We start from the raw sequence: 23,020 nt of genomic DNA on the forward strand, positions 1-23,020 counted from the left end.
TAAAAAAAATCATTCCCTCCATTCGTCCTCTAAAGCAGAACAAACATCATTGGGTTCAATTCCTTCAAAACGATTAAGAATAGTAACAATTGCAGAGCCGATATCTTGAGTATTAAGGTGAGATCTATAGAAACTTCTAATTGCTCGATATAATTCGTCTTGTACCCTTTTGTCTTCCTTTGCAACCTGCTCCTCATGCAAGGGGTCAACTATATTATTCAACCAAAAACAAGGAATATCACCTTCTTGATAAGAAGCCAGCCTGATATGAATCTCACGATTTGGTAATACACTGGCAGGATTGTGCTTATTGACAAGTAGGGTTATTTTTTCATTATCCTCAGTTCTAATAACCACACCATATGTCCCAGAGGGGATGTAATCACCATTGACAACATATGTATGTTCGTATTTTTCAAAATGCTCTGAACTGTAGTCCGTTGTATTTTGTTCCGGATCATATCCCTCTATGGAATAAATATGTGTTTTCATATCACATTACAAATAATAAAATTTAGATTTTACCGACTGTTGTTTAGTAATTCGACTCTATAAACAGCCTAAACTTGCAAAGCGTTCAAAAGAAATTAATCCAAGAATGATTAGCCCATCGAGAAAAAAAGTCACTTTAGTTATTGCCCTAGTAGTTTCTTTAATGCTTTGGAATGCCTTTACACAAGAAGGCGTAAACGACCTGGAAACAGAATTTAGAGAAGTAGCTTTCTATCGAAATGAGAACAACACAGGCCCAGTTAAGCGCGTGTATGTTGTTACCGTAAGCGACACCACTTGGTCGGAACTGGAGGCCTTTGGCAACTTTCAGCCACATAACAAGTTGGGCACAACTGAGGTGTTTTTCTTTCTGAAAGGAAGCCAAACACCAACTAAGCTCAATAGCACGGCTCCTTACTTCCCTGCTGAATTTAACATTGCCGTAGTCGGCAAATACGAAAAGAACGCCTCTGGACTTACCTCTTTTCGGAAATACCCAATGGACTAATTTGCAGGCATTTTAACTTATCCGCCAAAACGCAAATTGGTCATGTCTTTTACTCATTGGTAACAACATCAACGAAAGATAATTCTAGTTCGTTGGTGTTGTCACCAACGAGAGGTCAGATATTTCAACACCTGAAATCACCAACTTTCAAAATATTTCCATTCGCTAAAACCTACTGACATAGGGCTGTCACTAAGGCGCTTTTTCTTTGTTGAACAAATTGATTTTAACACTATTAATTCAAACAACAATGGAAACACAAGTAGCCACCAAACAAGAAATGTTCATCTCAACCGAGGCAATGCGCACACATTGGCAAGGCCACAGAAGCCTAACCAGAAGAGTAATTGAGGCTTTTCCCGAAGACAAGCTTTTCGACTTTTCAATTGGGGGAATGCGCCCATTTTCGGAGTTAGTCATGGAAGTAATTGATATTGCCGACAGAGGAATGGACGGATTGGCCAGCGGCACCTGGGAGGAAGTTCAGTCGTTCGATCATAACGGGAACATGCCTAAAACCAAAGAGGACATGTTAAAGCTTTGGGACAACGTAACCGAAAAGATAGATGCCCAATGGCCTAGTATTTCATCAGCGCATTTCCAAAAAGTGCAAGTTGCCTTTGGGCAATATGAAAACGCGAACTATGCTACACTCCTTTACTTTGTGGACAATGAAATCCATCACCGTGGTCAAGGCTATGTTTACCTTAGAGCACTGGGCATTGAGCCACCATTTTTCTGGGAAAGGTAAAACCGCTAGCGATAAAAGCTCACAACTTCATGAACTCAAGGTCGCACGCACGGTGCGGCCTTAATTGTTTACTTACTATTCTTAATAAATTGCTTTGCGAGAATTCTAAGGCGTGTATTATAAGGCACCACACTACCCAGTCGCTTGTACAGCCTTGGGAAAAAACCTGGAATAACCACTGGTTTGCCTTTAAACATCATGTCCAAAGTGTATTTAGCTACCTGAGCCGGAGTTTGGCTGGTCAGCTTAGCCATAAGCCCTAACTCTTTTTCGCGCTGCACTACATCCGGATTGGTTGGTACCGATGCCGGACAAAGCACAGTAATTCTTACTGAAGAGTTTTCAAGCTCTTTGTTGAGCGAGCGAGAGAAAGAGTAAACGAATTTTTTACTAGCCGAATAGATGCCTTTAAATGGGATATCGTAAAAGGCTGCCATACTTGCCACATTCAGAATATAAGCTCTAGGCTGCGCTTCTAGCATTGGCAAAAAATGGTGAGTAAGCGAAACCAATGCCATCATATTCAGCTGCATTTGGCCATAGTAAAAGTCGGCTGGCAAATTTGAGAATGGCCCTGAGTTTCCGAGTCCGGCATTGTTCACCAGAATGTCTACTGTATAATCATTCTCTTTACACCAATCGAAAATATGCTGCGGTGTTTCCCTGTCCATCAGGTTTACCCCAAGACTGTGAAATGACTGTTCAGGATATTGAGCTTTTAGGGCATCGGTTACTTCATCGAGCTTTGGCTCGGGCAAAGCAACCAGCAATACGTTGCGACCTCTTGCGGCACATTCTTCGGCCATGCCGCGGCCAATGCCGTTGCTTGCGCCTGTTACTAGTGTGTATGTAGTTGCCATTACTCTGCCTTTAACCAGTTTACCGTTTGCTGAATACCATCGTTCAGCGAAGTGATTTTATAGCCAAGCTCAGTTTCCGCCTTTGCGCTAGAAACACTCCATTTATACAAATATTTTCTAACCCATCCCGGGGTAATCATTGGCTGTCTTCCGAATCTTTCGGCCATAAAAAGCTGCAGTTTCCCAAAGGTCAGCATAACGCCCAAAGGCATTTTATAAAGCTTGTGTTTTTGTCCGCCAATCACTGCAATGGTATCAAACAACTCATGATAAGTTGCATCTTCACCACCCAACAAATAACGCTCTCCTGCACGGCCATTCGCCATAGCAAGTATATGTCCGTTAATTACATCGTCTACAAAAACGTAGTTACCGGTACTCATGCCATCACCAGGCATAAACTTCCACTTACCTTCAATATACTGCTTTACCAATTTAGTAACTGAGTTACTAACATTCAAAGGACCAGGGCCATACACACGCGTAGGATTCACTATCACCACATGCTGACCGTTCCTTACGCGTTCTTTAATCTTTAATTCCGACTCGTACTTGGTGCTTTCGTAATCTGTAAAAAAGTCTACTTGGCGAGGCGTATCTTCATTCACAGGGCCATCAATGGCTGGGCCAATTACGCCAGCAGTAGAGGTAACCACACATTTGCCAACCCCTTGTTTTTGCGCTATGTCAAGAATGTTTTCGGTTCCTAGAATATTCACTCGGTGGAAAGTATCGTCTTTTGCCCAAACGCTGGCAAAGGCCGCTAGGTGATATACTTCATCGCAACCCTCCATACCTTCGGCAATGGCATCGGTGCTGAACAGATCACCTTCAACAAATGAAATATTGTCGTGCTGTAGGTCCTTCGCCTTTTGCTTCGATCGGATTAAGGCGACCACTCTATTATCTTCTTGCGCCAATTTCATGGCGAGCTTTCGACCAATAAAACCGGTACTACCTGTTATAAATATCTTTTTACTCATCAGATTACTTTCATGTCGGGGTGATGCTTCAGCGAAAAGAAAAAGTTCGACAAAGCGAGTGTGATATGAACAAAAAATGCCACCCAAATAGTGCCCGTTGTTAAGGTAACCAAGCATAAAACTATACCCAAAGGCACTGCTCCAATGGTTTCTTCAAGGTTTTTTGGCACATGTACCAAAGCATAAATTGCTGCATTTAATATAATGGCAGGCCATTCGCCCATTAATGGCACTGTGGCAAAAAGCAACAAACCACGGAACATCAACTCATAGCCAAAAAGGTAGCTCATCCATGTAAAGGCATTATGTGCTACCATTTTCTTTGTCCATTCCTTTTCGCGCACATTCGGGTAGAAAGCCAAGTTTTTTGGCTTTTTAGAATTGAAGAAATTCATAGGAATGATGATAAGCGCCAAACCGAAAATCCAATAAAGTGAAGTTGCATGGTTTTTAAACGCTACCCCGTATTCGGCTGGCGATTTATCCAAAATCAACATCATTAAAATGGCAGGAATTACACCTATTGTCATACAGCCCAAATAGCGGTAAAACCATTGAGCTTTAGTATTGCCCCGAACTTCTCCATACTTTCGCGCAAAATTCGCTTTTACTTTTTCCGAAATAGAAACGAAATGATATACGCTAAAACCAATGGTTACCAAAGCGATAGCCAATGCGGGTTCTAAATATTCGGATGTCCAAGGGGGAATGTTCATGCTGTAGGGCGAATTTCAACTCGGCAAAAATAAAAACATATAATGGAATACTACCCCGGAGAATTATAAATTGACGTTAAAATAGACTAATGAAGGCTTTCTTTTCGCTCGTTATTATTGCTTTTTTCTCTGTAGCCGTGCAGGCACAGCAACTTACTGCCGATGAACTACTACAACGCAGCCAGCAATTTCACGACCCAATGGGCCGATGGAATGACAGCCGTATAGCATTGGTGATTCACATGGAGGTGCCCGGCAGACCTACCAGACCAAGCAAAGTGGTGCTTGACAATAAAGCGAATGAATTTAGCTTAGAAATGGTGCAAAATGGCAACTTCATTACTCAGCATTTAGATGCGCGCGATTCAGCTACTTTCACGCTCAATTTTATTGAGCCTGATTCCGTAATGACAGATTCGCTAAACTTAAACCTTGACCGTGTAAAAAGGTGGCGCGACTATTACGGCTACTTGTACGGTTTGCCCATGAAATTGAGCGACCCCGGCACCATTATTTCTCCGGAAGTAACCGACACACAGTTTGCAGGCCAGCCTGTAAAAGCCATAAAAGTGACTTACGATGCATCCGTTGGCAGCGATATTTGGTACATCTATTTTCATCCAGAAACTTATGCCATGGTGGGCTATCGTTTTTATCATGATGAGGCCGCAAATGATGGCGAATACATCGTTTTATCAGGTATGGAAATTCATAAAGGCATTAGAATACCAAAGGACAGAACTTGGTACATGAATGCTGATGATAAGCTGTTGGGAACGGATTATTTAAAGTCTTTTAAGGTGACTTATTAAGATTGAAGCTGTTGTGAGATAGTAATTTGGAGTGAAAATTACTCTTAGAAACTAAGAGCTTTACAAACACAAGTTTAATAGAGAAAGCCTTTCGAGACATCCCTTCAATACTCCTTATACTTATTCAAGTTACTTCTTCTTCCGCTTAAGGGAATTGATAAACTGCGCCCAAGCAAATGGGTTCAATAGCGGGTTAGTTTGTGGGCCGGCTTGCTGTTGCAGATTAACAAACTGCTGGTTCATCATGTAGCGGTAATTCATACCGGGCGACCCTTCAATGGACATGTTCCGGACAAGGTCTTGCACCACATCAGGCTGAAAACTATTCAGCACATTTTGCTGGTCTTCGGTAAGATTCATGGCCAATATTGCCTCCTTAAAAATCTCTTCCGAAGGGAAAGGATTAATCACAACTTCGGCAAGATCAGTAACCTCCTCTTGCAAAGAAAAAATCACCGTAACTCTATCTCCTTGATCATCGGGCACCACATACTGAATATTCTTAAACCCAATTGCCGAAACCATCAATGTGTCACCTGCTAAGAAAGCCTTGCTAAACCAGCCTTTGTAGTCGGTTGGAATACCACGGCCACGTTTTGGGTCGTAAATGTGCACCCCAGGAATAATCTGTGTACTATCAGAGTTCATTGCCAAACCCGAAAGCTGAACAATTTGCAGGTCTTCTTTGTCTTGAGCAGACAAATCGATACCCGACAGCATGGCTATGATGACAAAAAAGCTTAGTAAATATTTTTTGATAGAATTTCTCACAGACTCCTCAATTGCTAATTCCAACGAAAAAGATATTAAATAGATTTAAATATCCTAATTTCGTTTCGGGTACAATAATAACACCATCGGGGCGGAACATTATCATGACAACTTAATTATTCTCAGCCCTTAACAATTATTAACTGCATGCGACTCAAGAATTTTAGTCTCAGTTTCGGTAGTCAAATCTTTAAATCTTTTTCAGAAGAAGCACGCGTTAGAATGCTTCATCTTTTCTACAAAAATGGTGAGTTAACCATTTCGGATTTAGAGCACATTCTCGACTTTACCCAAACAAAAACCTCGCGACACATTACCTATTTAAAGAATGCAGGAATTATAAATGCCCGCAAAGCCGACCAATGGGTTTTTTACAGCATTCGCGAAGAAGTGGAAGAGATTATAAACCAAATCTTCAACTTTTTAAACAAAGACAGCGTGCTTATAAAAGACCAGGAGGTTTATAGCATATTAGAATCGAACCGAGAGCTCGCCAAAAGCAGAATTCAAAACCGCCACTTACTCGGCTAAAACCAACTTTCTTGAAACAGTACAAGCATATCTTTTTCGACCTAGACCACACACTTTGGGACTACGATGCCAATGCATCAGAAGCACTTTGCGAATTGTTCGAACACTATCAGTTTGCACAGCAAGGCATCGCCTCCACACAGCTGGTAAGCACTTTTTTTGAGGTAAACGAAGAGCTTTGGGACTTATACAACAGCCATAAAATTCAGCGAAAAGATATTCGCGAACGTAGGTTCCCTTTCATTTTTAAGCGACTTGGCATTGATAAGCGCCATATGCCGGTAAACATTGAGCAAGAATACATTGCACTTGCTCCAACCAAGCCCAATATTTTCCCCGATGCGCTTGAGGTTTTGGACTACCTAAAAACAAAATACGAGCTACACATAATCACCAATGGCTTTGACGATATTCAGGCCAAAAAGCTCAAATACTCTAATCTAGCACCCTATTTCGATGTAATCATAACCTCGGAAACCGCCAACTCAAGAAAACCCAACCCCGATATTTTTAATCTAGCACTGGAAAGAACAGGTGGGGCATTGGCCACCTCAATGATGATTGGCGATAACCTAAAAGCCGACATTGCTGGTGCGGTGGCTGTAGGCATGGACCATGTTTGGTTCAACCCAAATAAGCTGGCTACAAATGTTACTGTTCAGCACCAAATTTCGAACCTTCTAGAACTTAAAAGCATTCTGTAAGCAAGGATGGGTTTTGCGGCCTGACGCTAAACCTTATCTTTGTCAGCATAGAAATGTATAACACAAAAAAGTAAACTATGGCGACCGGATTCTTTAATGTGCCAGTGGCAAAAAACGAACCGATAAACTCTTATGCTCCAGGCACTAAGGAGCGTGAAAGCTTACAGGCGGCAATTGCCGAGGCTAGATCTAAGCAAGTAGATATTCCAATGTTCATTAACGGAAAAGAAGTAAGAACCGATAAGAAGGTTCCGCTTTCTCCTCCGCACGATCACCAGCATATTTTGGGTCACTTTTCTGAAGGTGATGCATCGCATGTAAAAGAGTCGATTGATGCTGCGTTGGCTGCTAAAGCCGCTTGGGCAAATATGAGCTGGGAAAACAGAGCCAGCATCTTCTTAAAAGCTGCTGAGCTAATTGCTGGTCCTTACAGAGATAAAATCAACGCTGCTACCATGTTGGGGCAGTCTAAAAATGCTTTCCAAGCCGAGATTGATTCTGCTTGCGAAATTGTAGACTTCTTGCGCTTCAACGTGCAGTACATGACGGAGATCTACAAACAACAGCCTGCTTCTTCAGAAGGTATTTGGAACAGAGTAGAGCAGAGACCATTGGAGGGATTTGTGTTTGCTTTAACTCCGTTCAACTTTACCGCAATTGCAGGTAACCTACCTACTGCTCCGGCCATGATGGGTAACACTGTGGTTTGGAAACCAGCTTACACACAAATTTACTCAGCACACGTGCTGATGGAAGTGTTTAACGAAGCAGGTGTGCCTCCGGGCGTAATCAACCTTTTCTACGTTGATGGACCTACTGCTGGAGATATTATCTTCCAACACCCTGATTTCGCTGGTATTCACTTTACAGGTAGTACAGCGGTATTCCAGCACATCTGGAAAACCATTGGCGAAAATATTTACAAGTACAAATCTTACCCAAGAATTGTAGGCGAAACTGGTGGTAAAGACTTTATTGTTGCGCACAAATCGGCTTACGCTAAGCAAGTGGCTACAGCCATTACACGTGGTGCTTTCGAATTCCAAGGCCAGAAATGTTCTGCTGCCTCTCGCGCATACATTCCCTCTAATATTTGGGAAGATGTGAAGAAATACGTTCAGGAAGACCTGAAAACCTTCAAAATGGGTGGTACCGAAGACTTCTCAAACTTTATTAACGCAGTAATCGATGAGAAAGCTTTCGACCGAATTGCTAAATACATTGACGATGCAAAAGCGAGCGACAAAGTAGAAGTAATTGCAGGTGGTGGCCACGATAAGTCTAAAGGTTACTTTGTAGAGCCAACTGTATTGTTGACTACAGACCCTAAGTACACTACCATGTGCGAAGAGATCTTTGGTCCGGTAATTACCATTTACGTTTACGAACCAGAAGAATTTGAAGCAACATTGAAGTTGGTTGACGAAACCTCTCCATATGCGCTTACTGGTGCTGTTTTCTCTCAAGACAGATACGCGCTTGAGGTAGCAGTAAAAGCCCTAGAGCAATCTGCAGGTAACTTCTACCTAAACGATAAGCCAACTGGTGCGGTAGTAGGTCAGCAGCCATTTGGTGGTGCCAGGGGTTCTGGTACAAACGATAAAGCAGGTTCAATGATCAACTTGTTGCGTTGGGTTTCTCCTCGCCTGATCAAAGAAACTTTCGTTTCACCAACCGATTACAGATATCCTTTCTTAGGAGAATAAATATTTAAAAGGCCTCTTGCGAGGCCTTTTTTATGCCTAATTAATACTGTACCGTCATTCTGAACATGACTGCGCTAGCAGGAAGGGTTCAGAATCTGTCACTAATAGACCCTGAAATAAATTCAGGGTGACGCGCTTTTGAATTATTTTAGAAACCACGAATCAAACTTTGTCTCAGCCCTAAAGGGTAAATCATATGAATTAGATTTAAGGGTCTTTAAACTTTACCACAAACAATAAAATGAGCCACCTCCACTTTTTAGAAAAGCTGTACAAAGCAGCGCCTATCAATCAAAAATTCTTTGAAGCCAGCGAACTGAAGGTTTCTGAAAAGCAGGCGAATATTACCCTTCCCATCTCCGAAGATATGTTTCATGCGGGCAAAAGCTTGCACGGAGCCGTGTACTTTAAACTATTAGACGATGCCGCTTACTTTGCCGCAGCCTCCATCGAAAAGGAATACTTTTTACTGACCAAGGATTACCAAATTGAGTTTAAGCGGCCGGTGTTTGGCGGAAAGCTTTTTGCCGAAGGCATCTTGGAAGAAGTTACCGAAAATGGCTACATCGCCAGTTCAGTTATTAAAAACGAAGAAGGCAAAATTGTGGCTCAAGGCCGAGGTGAGTTTGCTAAAAGCCGCACTAAAATTGGTGAGCTTAACTAGGCTTATCCTGCATTCGTCATTTTTATGTTCCGCTCAGCGTCAGACTGTAACTTTTCTGGCTTGGTAGAGTCTTTCTAGTATACCAAATCAAAAACCAGGTCAAAAATGAAAAAACTAATCACTTTAATGCTGTTGGTCGGCATTAGCGGTAGCCTAGCCGCACAGTCAAAAGTAAAGGAACGCGATGTTGTAGGCGAATGGGAACTCGTAATAGACATTGACAGACGAGAAATCGAAGAAGAGATTGAAGAAGAAAGCAACTGGCTCGCCCGCAGGTTTGCCAAAAGCGTAAGCAACTTTGCCCTTGATATTGTAGAAAGCATCGACATTGTGATGGACTTTAAAGACGATGGCGATTTAAAAATTACTGCCAACGTATTTGGTGCCAGAGAAGTAGAGTGGGCCAGCTGGTACATTAACCGTGACGGTGAACTGATTATTGAAGACCTTGATGATAGGGACGATGATCACTTCACGCTATCGGATTCTGATGTTTGGCTGTTCGATAAAGACGAAGATCACCTAGTGCCTTACGAAAAATCAAGAAGAGGTAGACTTGCCGAAAATGAGGACGTTTACCTGCGCAGAAGATAGTCTAGTTAGCAAATCAGTATAAAGGTCGGCCGCATGGTCGGCCTTTTTTGTTTCCGTGTTCAATCATCGCTTCACTTAAAGTGAAACGATGAATGTATTTTCCTGCTACCTTAGCACCTATGGAGCAAAACTACAGGTCCATATTAAAAAACTACACCAACAGGTATGTTCAACTAAGCGATGTAGCCTTTGAGGATTTCTTTGAATCGCTTTCCGAAGAACATTTCAAAAAGAAGGAAATTCTGCTTTCTCCCGGCAGTTTTTGCACCAAGCAATACTTTGTTTTAAACGGCTGTTTTCGTTCTTATTTCATCAAGCCAAATGGCACGGAACAAACCTTCAACTTTGCCATAGAAAATTGGTGGATGACAGAGTCCGTTAGCTACGCTACCAACAAACCCAGCCAGTACTACTTACAGGCATTGGAAGATGCCACCGCACTAAGTATTGGCAAAGAAAAGCTCAAAGCACTGTTTGACAAGCATCAATCCATTGAAAGGCTATTCAGAATTATTGCAGAGAAAACCAGCATTGCCGCACAACAGCGCGTGGTTTATATGATGACCATGTCGCGAGAAGAGGCTTATGAAAAGTTCGAAATACTTACCTACCCTTTCTCCGAGCGAATTCCGCAATATATGATCGCCTCTTACCTTGGCTTTACCCCAGAGTTTTTGAGCATGATTAGGGCCAAAAAGAAAAAGGCCAAAACATAAGTTGCTTCTTAAACTAGTTTATTTTTTCTCTTGCCATTCAAGCCGAATTTTGTCTTAAACAAAACCCAAAAGCAATGGCTAGAATCGAATTTAACCAACTACCAAAAGGCCTGTATGAAAAAGTGTTTGCCGTAGAACAGTATGTAGAATCATCGGGACTCGATGTGCGCTTGCTGGAGCTTATGCGTTACCGCGTTTCTCAAATCAATCACTGCTTATACTGCCTCGATATGCATTTTAAGCTCGCTAAAAAATTTGGAGAAACCGACCTAAGGCTTTACTCCGTTTCGGGCTGGGAAGAAGCCCCGTACTATTCTGAAAAAGAGAGGGCTGTTTTGCACTTTGCCGAAAAACTCACTCAACTAAATAGTACTGTAGTAAGCGATGAAGATTTTGAAAGATTATCGGACTATTTTACGCAAGAAGAGGTAGCTCACTTAACTTTGGCCGTGGCTCAAATTAACACATGGAATAGGCTAATGGATGCCTTTAGGTTTGAACCGGGTAACTTTAAAGCAGACTAAACAGTACACAAAAATGAGAAAACTCACTACACTAGTCACATTGGCAATTTTCGCCATTTTTAGCGCTTGCAATACGCAGCAAACTACAACCGGGCAGCAAAATGTGCTGGCATCCGATACGCTTACCAAACATCTAAAACCCTTCGACCCGAACCTGCCGACCATTGGTTTGCTTATGTACAACGGTGTGTTGCAAAGCGAGGTGGTTGCCACCTCTGATGTGTTTGCCAAGCCAACTGAAGCCGGAAAGCAGATTTTTAACGTCATCACAATTGCTGAAACCAAAAACCCAATTACCACAGAAGAAGGTTTGCACTTGGTTCCAGACTATACATTTGACAACTGCCCTAAACTAGAGGCACTCTTCGTTCCTAGCGCATACGACATGTACGCACAAGTTCATAATGACAAGATTGTCTCTTTTATTAAGGCGAAGAATTCCGAAACATCGTATACGGTGAGCAATTGTGCAGGAGCGCAGCTAATTGGCAAATCAGGCATTGCTGACGGCCATAAGATTGTTACTTGGATTGGTGGTGGGGAGCAGCTTCAAAAGGACTACCCGAACTTAAAAGTGCAGGACGATAGCCAAGTAACCTATGTAAAAGACGGTAAGTTTTTGTCTTCAAACGGCAACTTGGCCAGCTATATTTCTGCCCTAGAATTGCTGGAGATTCTCACCAACGAGGAACATCGCAAGTTTGTAGAAAGCTACCTGTACCTAGACAGGTTGCAAGAATGGGAGCAGTAAAACATGGGGCTGTTCCTTTTATTAAACAGCCCCAACTTTTAATGGGTGAAATACTTCAATTTCTCGTAAGTCGAATGATCCATGGCCGAAATCTGTTCAAGGTTGTGGTTCTTGTAAAAATGCTCACGGATTTCCAGCAAGTTATCGTATGGTCCGCGCGGAGCAATCAGCTTGACCAAGATGGGTGCACATTCCAGCATTATAAACAACGCAATAATAAAGTAGTTAGCAATGGCAATGCCTCGATTTTCTGCCGTCAGTACCTTAAGGGCTTCAAGCTGAGCCGCAAGGCCATTCCATGGGTTTCGCTTGATCGCATTAATTTCTGTTTGCCGCGCTTGAGCAAGCGAATCAAGATTGGCTTGCTTAGCTGCGATTAGCGGCACATAGCGCGCAGAAAGTTCTTCCAATTCAGTTTGTGCTTTATCCGCATCGGCTTTTTTGAGTTGATATATTGGGCCTGCGTTCCGCTGCATAGAGCCACCTGTGCCATCTGCTTCTTTGCGGGCCTCCTCATATAGTCTATCTCTTTGGGCAGCCTTGGTAGCAATTTCAGACTTAAAACCTTCCATCTGGCTATTTATCTCCGATTGAAGCGCCACATATCTTCGGTCTATTTCAGCAATTTCTTTTTGATAAATCTGCTCTTCTAAAATCACCAGCTTTCTATCAATTTCTTTAGAGAAAATGCGCAGCTCAAGGGGCTTTGTAATTACAATAGCCAATAAAACAGCGAGTAAAATCCTGGGAGATGCCTGAACAAATTCCAGCCACTTTTTCCCTTTCTTTTTACGCATAGTTGCCACAATAAACCGATCAAGGTTGAAAATGATAGCGCCCCAAAGCAATGCAAAGGCAGCCGACCACCAAGGGTTTTCGAAAACAGTGTAGAAAGCGTAGCCACCGGAAAGCGCAGCGAGTACTCCAGTGAAAAAAACAGCTGCACCAATACCCGTAAACTTAGAGGCTTCGGTTGGGCAGCGGTTTAATAGTGAGCGGTTGGCTCCAGAACAGAACCAAAAGAAATGTTTGATTGATTTCATAGTATTTGAGTTTTGAGTGACCTTGGTTTCTACTCCAACGGATTGCCATGCATTATGTTGTTATATTTAGTACCTTTTTATACATAGTAGTTGAATGATTGGAGCAGAACATATTTCTTCATTTCAAACCGAAGTTATCTGTAATATTGCAGCATGAGAACGGACTATAAACTGAAGGAGATTACCCTAGCGGCTTTTGAAGAGTTTTTGATGGTTACAGAAGGCCAAGTGAATTATAAGCCAACGCCAGAAAAATGGTCTGCCAAAGAGGTTCTTGGACATTTGATTGACTCCGCTTGCAATAACCATGGCCGCTTTGTTCGCGCTCAGTTTACAGAACAATTGGAAATTGAATCGTATGCCCAAAATGAGTGGGTAGAAATTCAGGACTACCAAAACCAAGATTGGCAAGATTTACTGATTATGTGGCGTCAATATAATCTACTGCTTTCAAACCTAATGTTTAACACGCCACCCGCTACGCGCGAAAAAGCAGATAGCATTAGCGGTTTTCAGGCTTACGGCAAAAACCTGCAAGAAACGCCCAACACTTTGGGCTACCTAATGGAAGATTATGTTGCCCACCTGAAGCATCATTTGGGGCAAATTCGGACTTTGATTAGCGCTGAAGAGTAAAAAACATTTCTAATACATTGATACCGTTAACACTTCTTAAACAGTATGGAGCCACAAAGCGCGAAATCTCTGCGCAAACAGTTATCTTTTTAGAAGGTGATACTGCCCATACTTACTTTCAGATTGTAAGCGGAAATGTGAAAATGTTCAACACCAACCTGGATGGAAAGGAGTTTGTGCAGGGAATGTTTGAAGCAGGACAAAGCTTTGGTGAGCCCCCACTTTTTCAGAGCAGCGACTACCCCGCATCGGCACAAGCCATGAGCAATACCACGCTGTACGCACTACCAAAAGACCAGCTTTTTAAGCTGCTCAAAGACCACTTCGATGTACACTTGGCCTTTACCGCAATGCTCACCAAAAGGCTTATGTACAAATCGATGATATTGCGTGAAATCTCTAGCCACGATGCCAAACACCGTATCCTCACACTCATCGATCACCTAAAAAGTGAGTATGGTCAGCCTAGCGAAAAAATGGAGGTAAACCTTACGCGCCAACAAATTTCAGAGCTGCTCGGCATTAGGGTTGAAACAGTGATTAGGACAGTAAAACAGTTGGAAAAAGAAGGCGAAATCGAAATTAAGGAAAGAAAAATCCTCAGATAATTCCTTCCTTGTGACCTATGTCATAAACACCTTTTCTTGGTACATGCTAGTCTTGTATTATGAAAAGAAAAGACATAGCCACACGAGCAGACATTGCCTTGCAAGTTGAAAGTTTCTATGTCAAGGTAAGAAAGCACGAATTGCTAGGCCCAATCTTTAACGATGTAATAAAAGACTGGCCCAGCCATTTGGTTAAGCTCACCGATTTTTGGGAAACCAACCTGCTTTTTGTTAGAAAGTACAAAGGCAACCCACTAAAGGCTCACGTACAAGTAGAAACAGAGCACGATCATACCATAGAACAACTGCACTTTGGGCACTGGCTTCAGCTTTGGTTCGAAACCCTAGACGAAAATTTTGAGGGCAAGAATTGTGAGCTAGCCAAAGAACGCGCCCGAAACATGTCGCACATTATGTTCATGAGAATTTTCAACGAAAGGGAAAGAAGAAATGAAGCGTAGCGTACTTTTCCTTCAGTTGTTCGTGCCAGTCCTTTGGCTAGGTTTTGTTTCGGCCATTAGCCTAATGGAGGCACCGCTAAAGTTTCAGGCGCCATCGGTAGACTTAGCCATTGGGGTCGACATTGGCAAGCTCGTTTTTTCGGCACTAAACAGGGTAGAATGGGTCTTTTTCCTCATTGCTTTTAGCAGCATTATGCTGAGTAAAAATAACCGAAAGCCATTTGTTCTTGGGCTTGTATTATGCTCGATTTTATTAATCCAGACCTACTATCTATTGCCAATTCTTGATGAACGCGCTGCCTTGGTAATTGCCCGAAAGCCAGTAGAAGAAAGTAATATGCACTTTTACTATGTAGGCCTCGAGCTCATCAAAATAGCGCTCCTGTTTCTGCTAACACTAGTCAATTTTAAAAGCGTTGGCCTAAAACCAATTTCAAAATGACAATTAACACCATTAAATCATTGCTTAAAGAAGCTACAAAACCTGTGGTGCGCGTGCTACGAAAAACTGAGCACGGAAGAGTATTGGCCATCGGCTTTCGCGAGGGCATGCACTTAGCTGACCATCAGACTAAAGTGCCTACCCGCCTGCTCGTAGTTGAGGGGAACGTTACTTATCATCAAGACGAAATCAACCAAACACTAAGCTTATTCGATGAATATGAGATTCCGGTAAACACCACACATGCCGTAACGGCCAATAGTGACAGTGTGATTTTACTCATTCAAGGTTAGTCTTGCAGCTCCACGCTTTTATTCCCAATAATAATTGGTGGTAAATCGTGGCGTTTTTCTTCTGGACCGTTTTCCAGTTTAAGCACACCGCGTGGACAAACTGCCGAGCAAATGCCACAGCCAACACAACTCGCACGCACAATATTTTGCCCTTTTTGAGCGTAAGCACGTACATCAATTCCCTGTTCACAATAGGTAGAACAGTTGCCACAAGAGATGCATTGGCCGCCATTGGTTGTAATTCTAAAACGGGACTTAAATCGTTGGATGATCCCCATATAACCAGCCATTGGACAGCCGAAGCGGCACCACACCCTGTTACCGAGCATCGGGTAAAAACCTACGCCAATTACTCCAGAAAAAGTAGCACCGATCAAAAATCCATAAGGCTTTTGGAAGGTGTTATAAATATTCAAACCGAATACTTCGCCCGTATTCCAAAAATAGCCATAAACGGTGGCGGCAGTCATTACAAATACGAACACCATTACGCCATGAATAAGCCATCGCTCCAGCTTCCAGGCGCTTAGTTTTTTGGAAGAAAGGTGCCTAAATGGATCTCCAGCAGTTTCGGCCAAGCCTCCACAACCGCACACCCACGAGCAATACCAGCGCTTGCCCACGTAATAGGTCAGAATTGGTGTTACCAGTAAAAACATGGCAATACCAATGATCAAGTACAAAACTCCAACTGGCTGATAAGCCTCTTGCTGCATGGCATCTAAATGATAACCGTAGAAGAAATCGTAATCTAGCGGCCATACGTTTTTTATATCGGCATCATAATAAATGCCGTGACCATCAATTGTTTGTCCATTATAGTTTAATCCTTCAAGAATCTCAGGCACCAAATAGGCCAGAAAGAGCTGTGCTATAATTACCGAAACAGTTCGCTTAAGCTGATAGGAATTATGCCGATACTTAAACAAAAATTTAATACCAAGTGCCAGAATTGAAACCGTATAAAGTGTTCCATACAAAAACCATTGGCTGGCCGGTTTACCTTTAAAAAACTGGCTCAACGGATCGAAAAGAGCCACAAAGCCTTCATTGGCACCATTCGGTTTATAGCCTATATATTCCGGATACCAATACAGCAGCACATAAAATCCAGTGAGAATAATTCCGGCAATCCAGCCCAGCGCCCCACGGTTAATCAGGCTTTTAAACCAAACGCCATTGTTCTTTATTCCCGCTGGCTGGCGCATGTACAAACGATAGGCATACAAAGTGGTACCGCCAATTATGCCAACTAAAGCAATGGTTAAACCCATGGCTGCAGGAATTGGCACATTGCCCCACGAAAGGAAAAGCACCAGCAGGCCAACACCGGCTATTGCTAGCCCTAGTTTTTGCCAAACATCGGCATCTTTTGGGTGGGGGTTGGCTATGGATAGGTTAGCATCTTTCTGCATGGCTAAGAAACAAAGTCTAAAATTCTTTTCCAGCTCTTCTTTTTCAGGCGAAGGCTTGTTCCATTCTCTCGGTTGAACTGCTCGAGAATAGCAGTTTCGTGTGTTTTGTAAAGTTCTGGGTCAAAGTTGGCGTCACGTAAATGCTCCAACACATAGTCGACTGTTCGGCCTTCATCAAACCATTTATCGAAGGCATGATGCCTTAGGCGAAATCCAAAATTGTTCACACCGGTTAGTTTTCTACTGGCTTTGTCCCAGCGCAAACGCAAGCATATTTTGCCTCCGGCTTCTTCCCAATAAAAGTCGCCTTCGGTGTCTTTCGCCTGCGGCCAAACCCATCCATAGGTTTGATATTCAATATCGAAGAACTTGGCAGAATTGAACCAATGCCCCGGCTGATAGGCTGTTTGCCTTCCGCAAAGCGTTCTGGCCAGCGTTTCTCCCATCATTCGGCCGGTGTACCAAACCTGCTCAATTGGCCTTCTTTCACCATTGGGTTTTCTAAACTCAGCGCAGTCTCCAGCAGCATAAACATCTGCAATATTGGTTTGAAGGAATTCATCGACCAAAACGCCACGGTTTAATTCAACCCCCGAATCTCTTAAGAAGTTAACGTTTGGAGAAACACCAACCGTAAGCCCTACAAACTGGCACGCGATTTCTTCTCCTGTTTTGGTTCTTACACCTTTCACACCTCCGTTTTCATCACCAATTATCTCATCAAGCTCGGCCGCTAACCGAAGGTCTACATGGTGCTCACGTATGTGTCGGTTAATCATTTCCGACTCTTCCTTAGGCAGCACATTGTTCCAAAAGCTGTTTTCGCGCACCAAAAAAGTAACCGGAATATTGCGTGACAGCAGCATTTCGGCCATTTCTATACCAATAAGCCCACCGCCTACAACTACAGCACGCTGTATGTTTTTGGTATTCGCCTCCATCATTTGCAGATCCTGATAGCTATAAAGCCCTTGTACCCCTTTCAACTCTTGGCCTGGCCAGCCAAATTTATTTGGCGTTGAACCTGTGGCAAGCACTAGCTTATCGTAAGGCATGGTTTCGCCCCCAACAAAGGTTAAAAGCTTGGCGTTTGTGTTCACCCTTTCTACATATCCGCGTTTAAGCTCAATCCTGTTTTTCTCCCAAAACCAGTCCTCATATGGCTTGGTATGCTCGTATTTCATATGCCCCATGTAAATGTACATGAGCGCAGTGCGTGAAAAGAAATGATCTGTCTCGGCCGAAATTACGGTGATTTTATGGTCGCTCAACTTGCGTACATGCCTTGCGGCAGTAATGCCAGAAATACCGTTGCCAATAATTACAATGTGCTCCATGAATAGATGCTTAAGCGCAAATAGCGCGCAATTGTTGCATTTGATTGTCGGAAAAACGACCAGTTGCCACAATGAAGGTTAATTTAGCCATTTCAATCGGGCCGCTAATTAAAAACAATATTTTAGTGGTGTGCAACCTTTGTATTTTGCCCATATCTTTAAGGCACATTCTAAATAAAAAACAATGAAAAGTAAGGTATTCGGAAAGTTGAGTTTGATGGTGGTGCTGATGGTATTGAGCCAATTGGTTTACGCCCAATCAAGAGAGAAGAGAGATGTTTCGGGCTTTGATGCTTTGAGTGTTTCGGATGCATTTGTAGTTGAGATTAGTGTGGGCAGCACAGAGTCGTTGGAGATTGAGGCGGATGACGAATACATGGATGATATTATTACCGAAGTGCGCGGTGGTACACTTCGCATTGAAATGAAAGATTCGCGAAGAAACAGACGCATGAAGGATTCTCCGCGTGCTTACCTTACCGTAAAATCGCTTGATAGAATTAGCGCAAGTGGTGCTGTTCACATCAAAACCTTCGACATTCTTAAGGCTAACAGATTTACAGTTGACTTATCTGGTGCTTCAGTGATTAATTTAGAATTAGATATAGAGGATTTCTCATTCGAAGCCTCAGGTGCTTGTGTGGTAAGCATAGAAGGTTCGGCAAAAGAGCAACGCGTTAAAATATCGGGGTCAACCGTTTATCGCGCGTACGATTTCGAAACGGAAGTGGCAGTAATTGGCGTTAGCGGTGCAAGTTCGGCCAGCGTATATGCCAGCGACAAGCTAGACGTTCGTGCATCGGGTGCCTCAAGCATTCGCTATCGTGGAGATGCTCAGGTGAACTCTAATACTTCGGGCGCTTCTAGCGTAAGAAAAGGACAGTAATTTCGGGTGCCAAGCACCCACTAACCATGACCGGTTAGTCCCTTGTTCTGGTTTGCCGGGGCAAGGGTAATTTTATGAGATTTAATCTCGTTTGAAACAAAACTCCTTATGCGCCTGCCAAACTTTACCATCATGCTTTAGCAACCAAAAGGAGTTTACAGCAAATTCAGCATCAAAAGGCCTGTGCTCAAATGCTTGCCAAGCAAGGGTAAACTGATCAGGCTTTAAATCACGAAAGGCTACGGTAATGTGTGGATGAAAACCCCGGTTGTGTGTGCTGTTAAGCAGTTTGAGTTCACGTTTTGTAAAGGCTGTTAACTCCTTTTCAAAACTTATTAATGCTTCCGAATATTCATTTTTAATAAAAATGGTACGTGGAGGAAAAGCCCCAAAACCATTAAGCATTAATTGAAAAGGTTCGAAATCGACAGCTTGCTCCAGCTTTTGAATCAATTTCTCTTCATTCCGTTCTTTCCACAAAAACGGCATATGCAATGTAAGGTGCGCAGGCGAACGCAATGCAGCTTTTGAAGTATACTTTTCAGCAAACAGCTTTTTAACACCCACTATTTCTTCTGCCAAAGGGCTTGGCGGAATAATAGCGAGGAAATATCGGGCTTCAGTACTTTTCACAATTTTTAATGGAGCAACGTTCGAATTGAATTATTTCATTATTAGTTTAGGAAAAAACAAAATAAACATGCTCAAGAAAATTCTCCCGCTCTTTTTGTTCCCCTTACTATTTATCTCTTGTTCAAACAATCCAAAAGAACAAGTGCAAACTAAAGCATCTGAAAACTATAAACTAGCAATTGTTGATTCTGTGCAGATTGATATTCTCGCAAGTTACCTTCCAATAGTTGATGTACATGATGAGACCGGAAACTTGCTTACTGTGGATTCATAAAATAATTTCCATTCGGAAAAGTTCCTGACAAAAGCATAGGGCGTTGATGATTTAACCTCTCCTCCAACCCTTTAACCACTAATTGCGTGACTCGTTTTAAAAGAAAATCTCCAATCCCACTCTTAAAAGCACTCAGCTTTGTCACACTACTAGTTTGCTTAAGGCTATTTGTAATAGAAATAGTTACTGTTGCTTCATCTTCCATGGAGAATACCCTAACGAAAGGAGATATTCTATTAGTAAATAAGCTCCATGGAGAAGTTAAAAAAGGAGAAATAACAGTATTCAATATTTCCGAACCTTCCAACAAGCTAGTTAAACGGTGTGTAGCAACCGCAGGAGACATCGTTAGAATAGATAGTTTACAAAATCACTTTCAAATAAAACCTAATGTCTTCCCAAAAACTCTTGCTGAAAGTAGCTTTGAAAAAGGACTAATAACAATTGAAATACCATCTAAGAACAGAAAATACCAGATTAACCAAGTATTCTACGATCAATTTCAAAAAACAATTCGCCTATACGAAGGTGAAATATTGGTAAAGAGATTTGACGAATACCTGCTTAATGGAAAACCTATTCAAGAATATACCTTCAAAAATAACTATCTATTTTTTGTAGGAGACAATATGGATAACTCGTTCGACTCACGGCATTTCGGTCCAATTCCTGCTAATAACATCTTTGGTAGAGCATATCTTTTATTTAACAAATGAGGCAAAAACACCATTACTTAATTATAAGTTATTTAAATGGTATTTTTTTTATGAATAAATATTCATATAATGCATTAAACAAAAATTAAAACATAATACCATGAAAAAATTAAAACTTGTACTTGGGTTTGCGGTAATAGTAGCTGTAATGGCCCTAAACGTTAATGTACTCTCCGCTGATGGTGAGTTTAGCTTTAACATCACTGAAAACTTGGCTTTTGCCCAAGCCACTGGTGAAGATCCAAAGCCATGTTGGGAAAACATTATACCAGGAGGAAATTTTTATAATGTTATTTGGTGCGAAGATGGAGTAAACTGCACTTATTGGGATGATGCCATTGATGTGAGTGAACTCAATGACTGTGTCGATAATCCGATAATTGTAGGCCCATATTAAGAAGAACTTTACCATCAAGCCATGTACAAACTAATGCAGCCTGCTAAGTATCTATTGTTCATTTTTCTAATTAGTTGCAACAAAGGTACTCTAGAAAAAAGAAATGGCTTGGTGGATTCCTTCCCCATTGAAATTGATGCTTCGGACTACATCGATTCAATTCAACTTATTCATACTACTTTACAACCCATGGCCATGGCCATATCATCAAGGCACACATTTATCCTTAATAAAGCCCCTTATGAATCTATAAAAGTCTACTCCACAGATTCTCTCAGGTATCTCGGTTCTTTTGGATATGAAGGTCAGGGCCCTGGGGATTTTGAATTCTACAGACTTAATGGCTCAGGGTTTAATTTAGGAAACAATGGAAAAACACTTTTAGTACAGGACTATAAGTACCTAAGGACCATTCCAATAAATGATATTGAGAATAAACTAGCTAATAATAATCTCGCCATTGAGTACAAGTTCACAATCCCAGGAAGTCTAATTCCCTTTAATGATGTCTATTTAATAGGTTCAACTCATTTTTTAGGGAAAGTAGGATTCTCGCCTAAGCATTTTAAGGAATTCTTACCCGTTCAAGCCTCTATTTCTGATGTAATTGACTACCCAAAAAGAGTTAATTACATTCCCAAAGAGGCAAATCACCATCTTTATTGGAGTCACTTTGATACTAGCATAGACGCTAAACATGGTGTTTTGGCTTATATGCGATTTCCCATGGTTCGAATATTTGATATTGAATCTCAAAAATCCAAATACATTGAATTCCAACCAAAAAATAAACAGATTGAAAACATTAAGGTTGCTGGTAATGGAAAGTCTGTGGACAATTCAAAAATGTTCTCTTATTACTTCAACGTTGAGGTTTCGGACAACAGAATTTATGCTCTCTATCAGGAAAGCATTTTGATAAGAGATTCAGGTACCGGTAAGCTATCTTATAAATCCGAACAACCACCAGCACTACATGTATATGACTGGAACGGTAATCCGGTGATGAAAATTACAATGCCTACATGGATGGGAATTTATAACGTATCTCCAGATGATTCCCTCCTATATTTTATGCACCCAGAAAAGGATAGTCTAGTATATAAAATCAATCTTAATCAATTAAATGAACACCAATAAGCTTCTTATCTTCAGCTTGATATTATTGTTAATACTTAATGCCATTTGTTTAAATCAAGTATCGAGTTCCCGAAAAAAAGCAGAAACACTGCAAAACACCCTAAATCAAAAGGAGGTTAGTCATCAGAACAATATTGACTTTTATGAAAGCATTATCCGTGCTAGCACATCTGATGTAAAAGTTAGTATCGAAGTAATTAATGGTGTAAAGGAACAATACCCCGAAAGAAAACAGTTACTTGAAATTGATGAGAACAAGGTAGTTTTCTTTTTCAATGAAGGAAGCTGTGGAAGTTGTATTTTGAAGGCATTTCAAGACCTTTTGGCACTATCTGAAAATATTTCTCCAGATAATATATTGGTTTTTACCCCGTCTAAGTATGAATCTGATCTAGTCGATCCGGAATCCTATGAATTCCCTGTTTTTTATGTTGAGTCACTAGGATTAAACAGTGAAGAACTAAATCAACCATTCATTTTTATGGCAAACTCTAAATGGGAGGTTCAGTCAATGTTTTTCCCTGATTTGTTCGAGGACATGAGGTACGAATATTTTGGCAAAATTCTGCCTAAGTATTTTCTGTTTAAATAGCTTTATTCAACAAGTGAACCACTAACCCACAAGCCTTTTGTGCGCTAGGGGTTTTTCACGTAAA

31 protein-coding genes are annotated in these 23,020 nt (G+C 41.6%); 22 read left to right on the plus strand and 9 right to left on the minus strand.

Annotated elements, in window-relative coordinates:
- Positions 1-9: 9 nt before the first annotated feature.
- The gene (locus tag BMW98_RS01375; RefSeq protein WP_090256600.1) at positions 10-492 is read right to left on the minus strand and encodes a hypothetical protein; all 483 of its coding nucleotides are present in this window, start codon (positions 490-492) and stop codon (positions 10-12) included.
- Positions 493-598: 106 nt separating this feature from the next.
- Between BMW98_RS01375 and BMW98_RS01380 the strand changes: the two genes are divergently transcribed.
- Positions 599-1,000, plus strand: a complete 402-nt coding sequence (locus BMW98_RS01380; RefSeq protein WP_090256601.1) for a hypothetical protein — start codon at positions 599-601, stop codon at positions 998-1,000.
- 250 nt (positions 1,001-1,250) lie between these two features.
- Positions 1,251-1,751 (plus strand): DinB family protein, encoded by a 501-nt coding sequence (locus tag BMW98_RS01385; RefSeq protein ID WP_090256602.1) that lies wholly within the window; start codon positions 1,251-1,253, stop codon positions 1,749-1,751.
- A gap of 68 nt (positions 1,752-1,819) precedes the next feature.
- On the opposite strand, the gene BMW98_RS01390 is transcribed toward BMW98_RS01385, so the two are convergent.
- Genes BMW98_RS01390 through BMW98_RS01400 form a run of 3 tightly spaced genes read right to left on the minus strand, consistent with a single transcriptional unit; the run spans position 1,820 to position 4,310 of the window.
- Positions 1,820-2,611: an SDR family NAD(P)-dependent oxidoreductase gene (locus BMW98_RS01390; protein WP_090256603.1), complete on the minus strand. Its 792-nt coding sequence runs from the start codon at positions 2,609-2,611 to the stop codon at positions 1,820-1,822.
- Positions 2,611-3,594, minus strand: coding sequence for an SDR family oxidoreductase (locus tag BMW98_RS01395; RefSeq protein WP_162844636.1), 984 nt, complete (start codon positions 3,592-3,594; stop codon positions 2,611-2,613). Before BMW98_RS01395 ends, BMW98_RS01390 begins: the two co-directional genes overlap by 1 nt.
- A complete protein-coding gene (locus BMW98_RS01400) occupies positions 3,594-4,310 on the minus strand; it encodes a CPBP family intramembrane glutamic endopeptidase (RefSeq protein ID WP_090256605.1) in 717 nt (238 codons plus the stop codon). Before BMW98_RS01400 ends, BMW98_RS01395 begins: the two co-directional genes overlap by 1 nt.
- 89 nt (positions 4,311-4,399) lie before the next feature.
- Here BMW98_RS01400 and BMW98_RS01405 point away from each other — a divergent pair, with 89 nt between their 5' ends.
- Entirely contained in the window at positions 4,400-5,122 is a 723-nt protein-coding gene (locus BMW98_RS01405) for a DUF6503 family protein (protein ID WP_090256606.1), read from the plus strand.
- A gap of 129 nt (positions 5,123-5,251) precedes the next feature.
- Here the strand turns inward: BMW98_RS01405 and BMW98_RS01410 are convergent, their stop codons facing one another.
- Positions 5,252-5,917 (minus strand): carboxypeptidase-like regulatory domain-containing protein, encoded by a 666-nt coding sequence (locus BMW98_RS01410; RefSeq protein WP_090256607.1) that lies wholly within the window; start codon positions 5,915-5,917, stop codon positions 5,252-5,254.
- Positions 5,918-6,040: 123 nt separating this feature from the next.
- Here BMW98_RS01410 and BMW98_RS01415 point away from each other — a divergent pair, with 123 nt between their 5' ends.
- The 8 genes from BMW98_RS01415 to BMW98_RS01450 all read left to right on the plus strand — a co-directional run bounded on the left by BMW98_RS01415 (position 6,041) and on the right by BMW98_RS01450 (position 12,083).
- Positions 6,041-6,424 carry an ArsR/SmtB family transcription factor gene (locus BMW98_RS01415; protein WP_090256608.1) on the plus strand — a complete coding sequence of 128 codons (384 nt, stop codon included), beginning with the start codon at positions 6,041-6,043 and terminating at the stop codon, positions 6,422-6,424.
- An 11-nt stretch (positions 6,425-6,435) separates the two neighbouring features.
- Complete coding sequence (locus BMW98_RS01420) at positions 6,436-7,128, plus strand: YjjG family noncanonical pyrimidine nucleotidase (RefSeq protein WP_162844637.1); 693 nt, start codon at positions 6,436-6,438, stop codon at positions 7,126-7,128.
- A 77-nt stretch (positions 7,129-7,205) separates the two neighbouring features.
- A complete protein-coding gene (gene pruA / locus BMW98_RS01425; RefSeq protein ID WP_090256610.1) occupies positions 7,206-8,834 on the plus strand; it encodes an L-glutamate gamma-semialdehyde dehydrogenase in 1,629 nt (542 codons plus the stop codon).
- A 241-nt stretch (positions 8,835-9,075) separates the two neighbouring features.
- Positions 9,076-9,498: a PaaI family thioesterase gene (locus tag BMW98_RS01430; RefSeq protein ID WP_090256611.1), complete on the plus strand. Its 423-nt coding sequence runs from the start codon at positions 9,076-9,078 to the stop codon at positions 9,496-9,498.
- A 105-nt stretch (positions 9,499-9,603) separates the two neighbouring features.
- Positions 9,604-10,092, plus strand: a complete 489-nt coding sequence (locus BMW98_RS01435; RefSeq protein WP_090256612.1) for a hypothetical protein — start codon at positions 9,604-9,606, stop codon at positions 10,090-10,092.
- A gap of 119 nt (positions 10,093-10,211) precedes the next feature.
- A complete protein-coding gene (locus tag BMW98_RS01440; RefSeq protein ID WP_162844638.1) occupies positions 10,212-10,808 on the plus strand; it encodes a Crp/Fnr family transcriptional regulator in 597 nt (198 codons plus the stop codon).
- Between the two features lie 74 nt (positions 10,809-10,882).
- On the plus strand, positions 10,883-11,332 hold the full coding sequence (locus BMW98_RS01445; protein ID WP_090256614.1) for a carboxymuconolactone decarboxylase family protein: 450 nt from the start codon (positions 10,883-10,885) through the stop codon (positions 11,330-11,332).
- 13 nt (positions 11,333-11,345) lie between these two features.
- Positions 11,346-12,083, plus strand: coding sequence for a DJ-1/PfpI family protein (locus BMW98_RS01450; protein WP_090256615.1), 738 nt, complete (start codon positions 11,346-11,348; stop codon positions 12,081-12,083).
- Between the two features lie 38 nt (positions 12,084-12,121).
- Here BMW98_RS01450 and BMW98_RS01455 read toward each other — a convergent pair whose 3' ends face one another.
- Positions 12,122-13,126: a DUF4407 domain-containing protein gene (locus BMW98_RS01455; RefSeq protein ID WP_090256616.1), complete on the minus strand. Its 1,005-nt coding sequence runs from the start codon at positions 13,124-13,126 to the stop codon at positions 12,122-12,124.
- Between the two features lie 153 nt (positions 13,127-13,279).
- Here BMW98_RS01455 and BMW98_RS01460 point away from each other — a divergent pair, with 153 nt between their 5' ends.
- From BMW98_RS01460 to BMW98_RS01480, 5 genes are read left to right on the plus strand one after another with little or no spacing between them, the layout of a single operon-like run.
- Positions 13,280-13,762 (plus strand): DinB family protein, encoded by a 483-nt coding sequence (locus BMW98_RS01460; RefSeq protein ID WP_090256617.1) that lies wholly within the window; start codon positions 13,280-13,282, stop codon positions 13,760-13,762.
- 17 nt (positions 13,763-13,779) lie between these two features.
- Complete coding sequence (locus BMW98_RS01465; RefSeq protein ID WP_090256618.1) at positions 13,780-14,370, plus strand: Crp/Fnr family transcriptional regulator; 591 nt, start codon at positions 13,780-13,782, stop codon at positions 14,368-14,370.
- A gap of 59 nt (positions 14,371-14,429) precedes the next feature.
- Entirely contained in the window at positions 14,430-14,831 is a 402-nt protein-coding gene (locus BMW98_RS01470; protein WP_090256619.1) for a group III truncated hemoglobin, read from the plus strand.
- On the plus strand, positions 14,821-15,273 hold the full coding sequence (locus BMW98_RS01475) for a hypothetical protein (protein ID WP_090256620.1): 453 nt from the start codon (positions 14,821-14,823) through the stop codon (positions 15,271-15,273). The genes BMW98_RS01470 and BMW98_RS01475 overlap by 11 nt, the downstream gene beginning before the upstream one ends.
- The gene (locus tag BMW98_RS01480) at positions 15,270-15,566 is read left to right on the plus strand and encodes a cupin domain-containing protein (protein ID WP_090256621.1); all 297 of its coding nucleotides are present in this window, start codon (positions 15,270-15,272) and stop codon (positions 15,564-15,566) included. The genes BMW98_RS01475 and BMW98_RS01480 overlap by 4 nt, the downstream gene beginning before the upstream one ends.
- On the opposite strand, the gene BMW98_RS01485 is transcribed toward BMW98_RS01480, so the two are convergent.
- A complete protein-coding gene (locus BMW98_RS01485) occupies positions 15,563-16,981 on the minus strand; it encodes a 4Fe-4S binding protein (protein ID WP_090256622.1) in 1,419 nt (472 codons plus the stop codon). The genes BMW98_RS01480 and BMW98_RS01485 overlap by 4 nt on opposite strands.
- Positions 16,982-16,983: 2 nt before the next feature.
- Entirely contained in the window at positions 16,984-18,318 is a 1,335-nt protein-coding gene (locus BMW98_RS01490; RefSeq protein WP_090256623.1) for an NAD(P)/FAD-dependent oxidoreductase, read from the minus strand.
- Between the two features lie 184 nt (positions 18,319-18,502).
- On the opposite strand from BMW98_RS01490, the gene BMW98_RS01495 reads away from it, so the two are divergent.
- A complete protein-coding gene (locus tag BMW98_RS01495) occupies positions 18,503-19,204 on the plus strand; it encodes a head GIN domain-containing protein (RefSeq protein ID WP_090256624.1) in 702 nt (233 codons plus the stop codon).
- A gap of 81 nt (positions 19,205-19,285) precedes the next feature.
- Here the strand turns inward: BMW98_RS01495 and BMW98_RS01500 are convergent, their stop codons facing one another.
- Positions 19,286-19,837 (minus strand): 2'-5' RNA ligase family protein, encoded by a 552-nt coding sequence (locus BMW98_RS01500; RefSeq protein ID WP_162844639.1) that lies wholly within the window; start codon positions 19,835-19,837, stop codon positions 19,286-19,288.
- Positions 19,838-19,904: 67 nt separating this feature from the next.
- On the opposite strand from BMW98_RS01500, the gene BMW98_RS01505 reads away from it, so the two are divergent.
- From BMW98_RS01505 to BMW98_RS01525, 5 genes are all read left to right on the plus strand, one after another.
- Positions 19,905-20,111: a hypothetical protein gene (locus BMW98_RS01505; RefSeq protein ID WP_139177338.1), complete on the plus strand. Its 207-nt coding sequence runs from the start codon at positions 19,905-19,907 to the stop codon at positions 20,109-20,111.
- Between the two features lie 86 nt (positions 20,112-20,197).
- Complete coding sequence (gene lepB, locus BMW98_RS01510; protein ID WP_090256627.1) at positions 20,198-20,827, plus strand: signal peptidase I; 630 nt, start codon at positions 20,198-20,200, stop codon at positions 20,825-20,827.
- Positions 20,828-20,927: 100 nt separating this feature from the next.
- On the plus strand, positions 20,928-21,224 hold the full coding sequence (locus BMW98_RS01515; RefSeq protein ID WP_090256628.1) for a hypothetical protein: 297 nt from the start codon (positions 20,928-20,930) through the stop codon (positions 21,222-21,224).
- A gap of 195 nt (positions 21,225-21,419) precedes the next feature.
- Entirely contained in the window at positions 21,420-22,364 is a 945-nt protein-coding gene (locus BMW98_RS01520; protein WP_170836497.1) for a BF3164 family lipoprotein, read from the plus strand.
- A complete protein-coding gene (locus tag BMW98_RS01525) occupies positions 22,351-22,956 on the plus strand; it encodes a hypothetical protein (RefSeq protein WP_090256630.1) in 606 nt (201 codons plus the stop codon). Before BMW98_RS01520 ends, BMW98_RS01525 begins: the two co-directional genes overlap by 14 nt.
- The last annotated feature ends 64 nt before the right edge of the window (positions 22,957-23,020 follow it).

It is taken from the genome of Roseivirga pacifica, assembly GCF_900111145.1.
In the GTDB taxonomy this organism is placed as follows: domain Bacteria; phylum Bacteroidota; class Bacteroidia; order Cytophagales; family Cyclobacteriaceae; genus Roseivirga; species Roseivirga pacifica.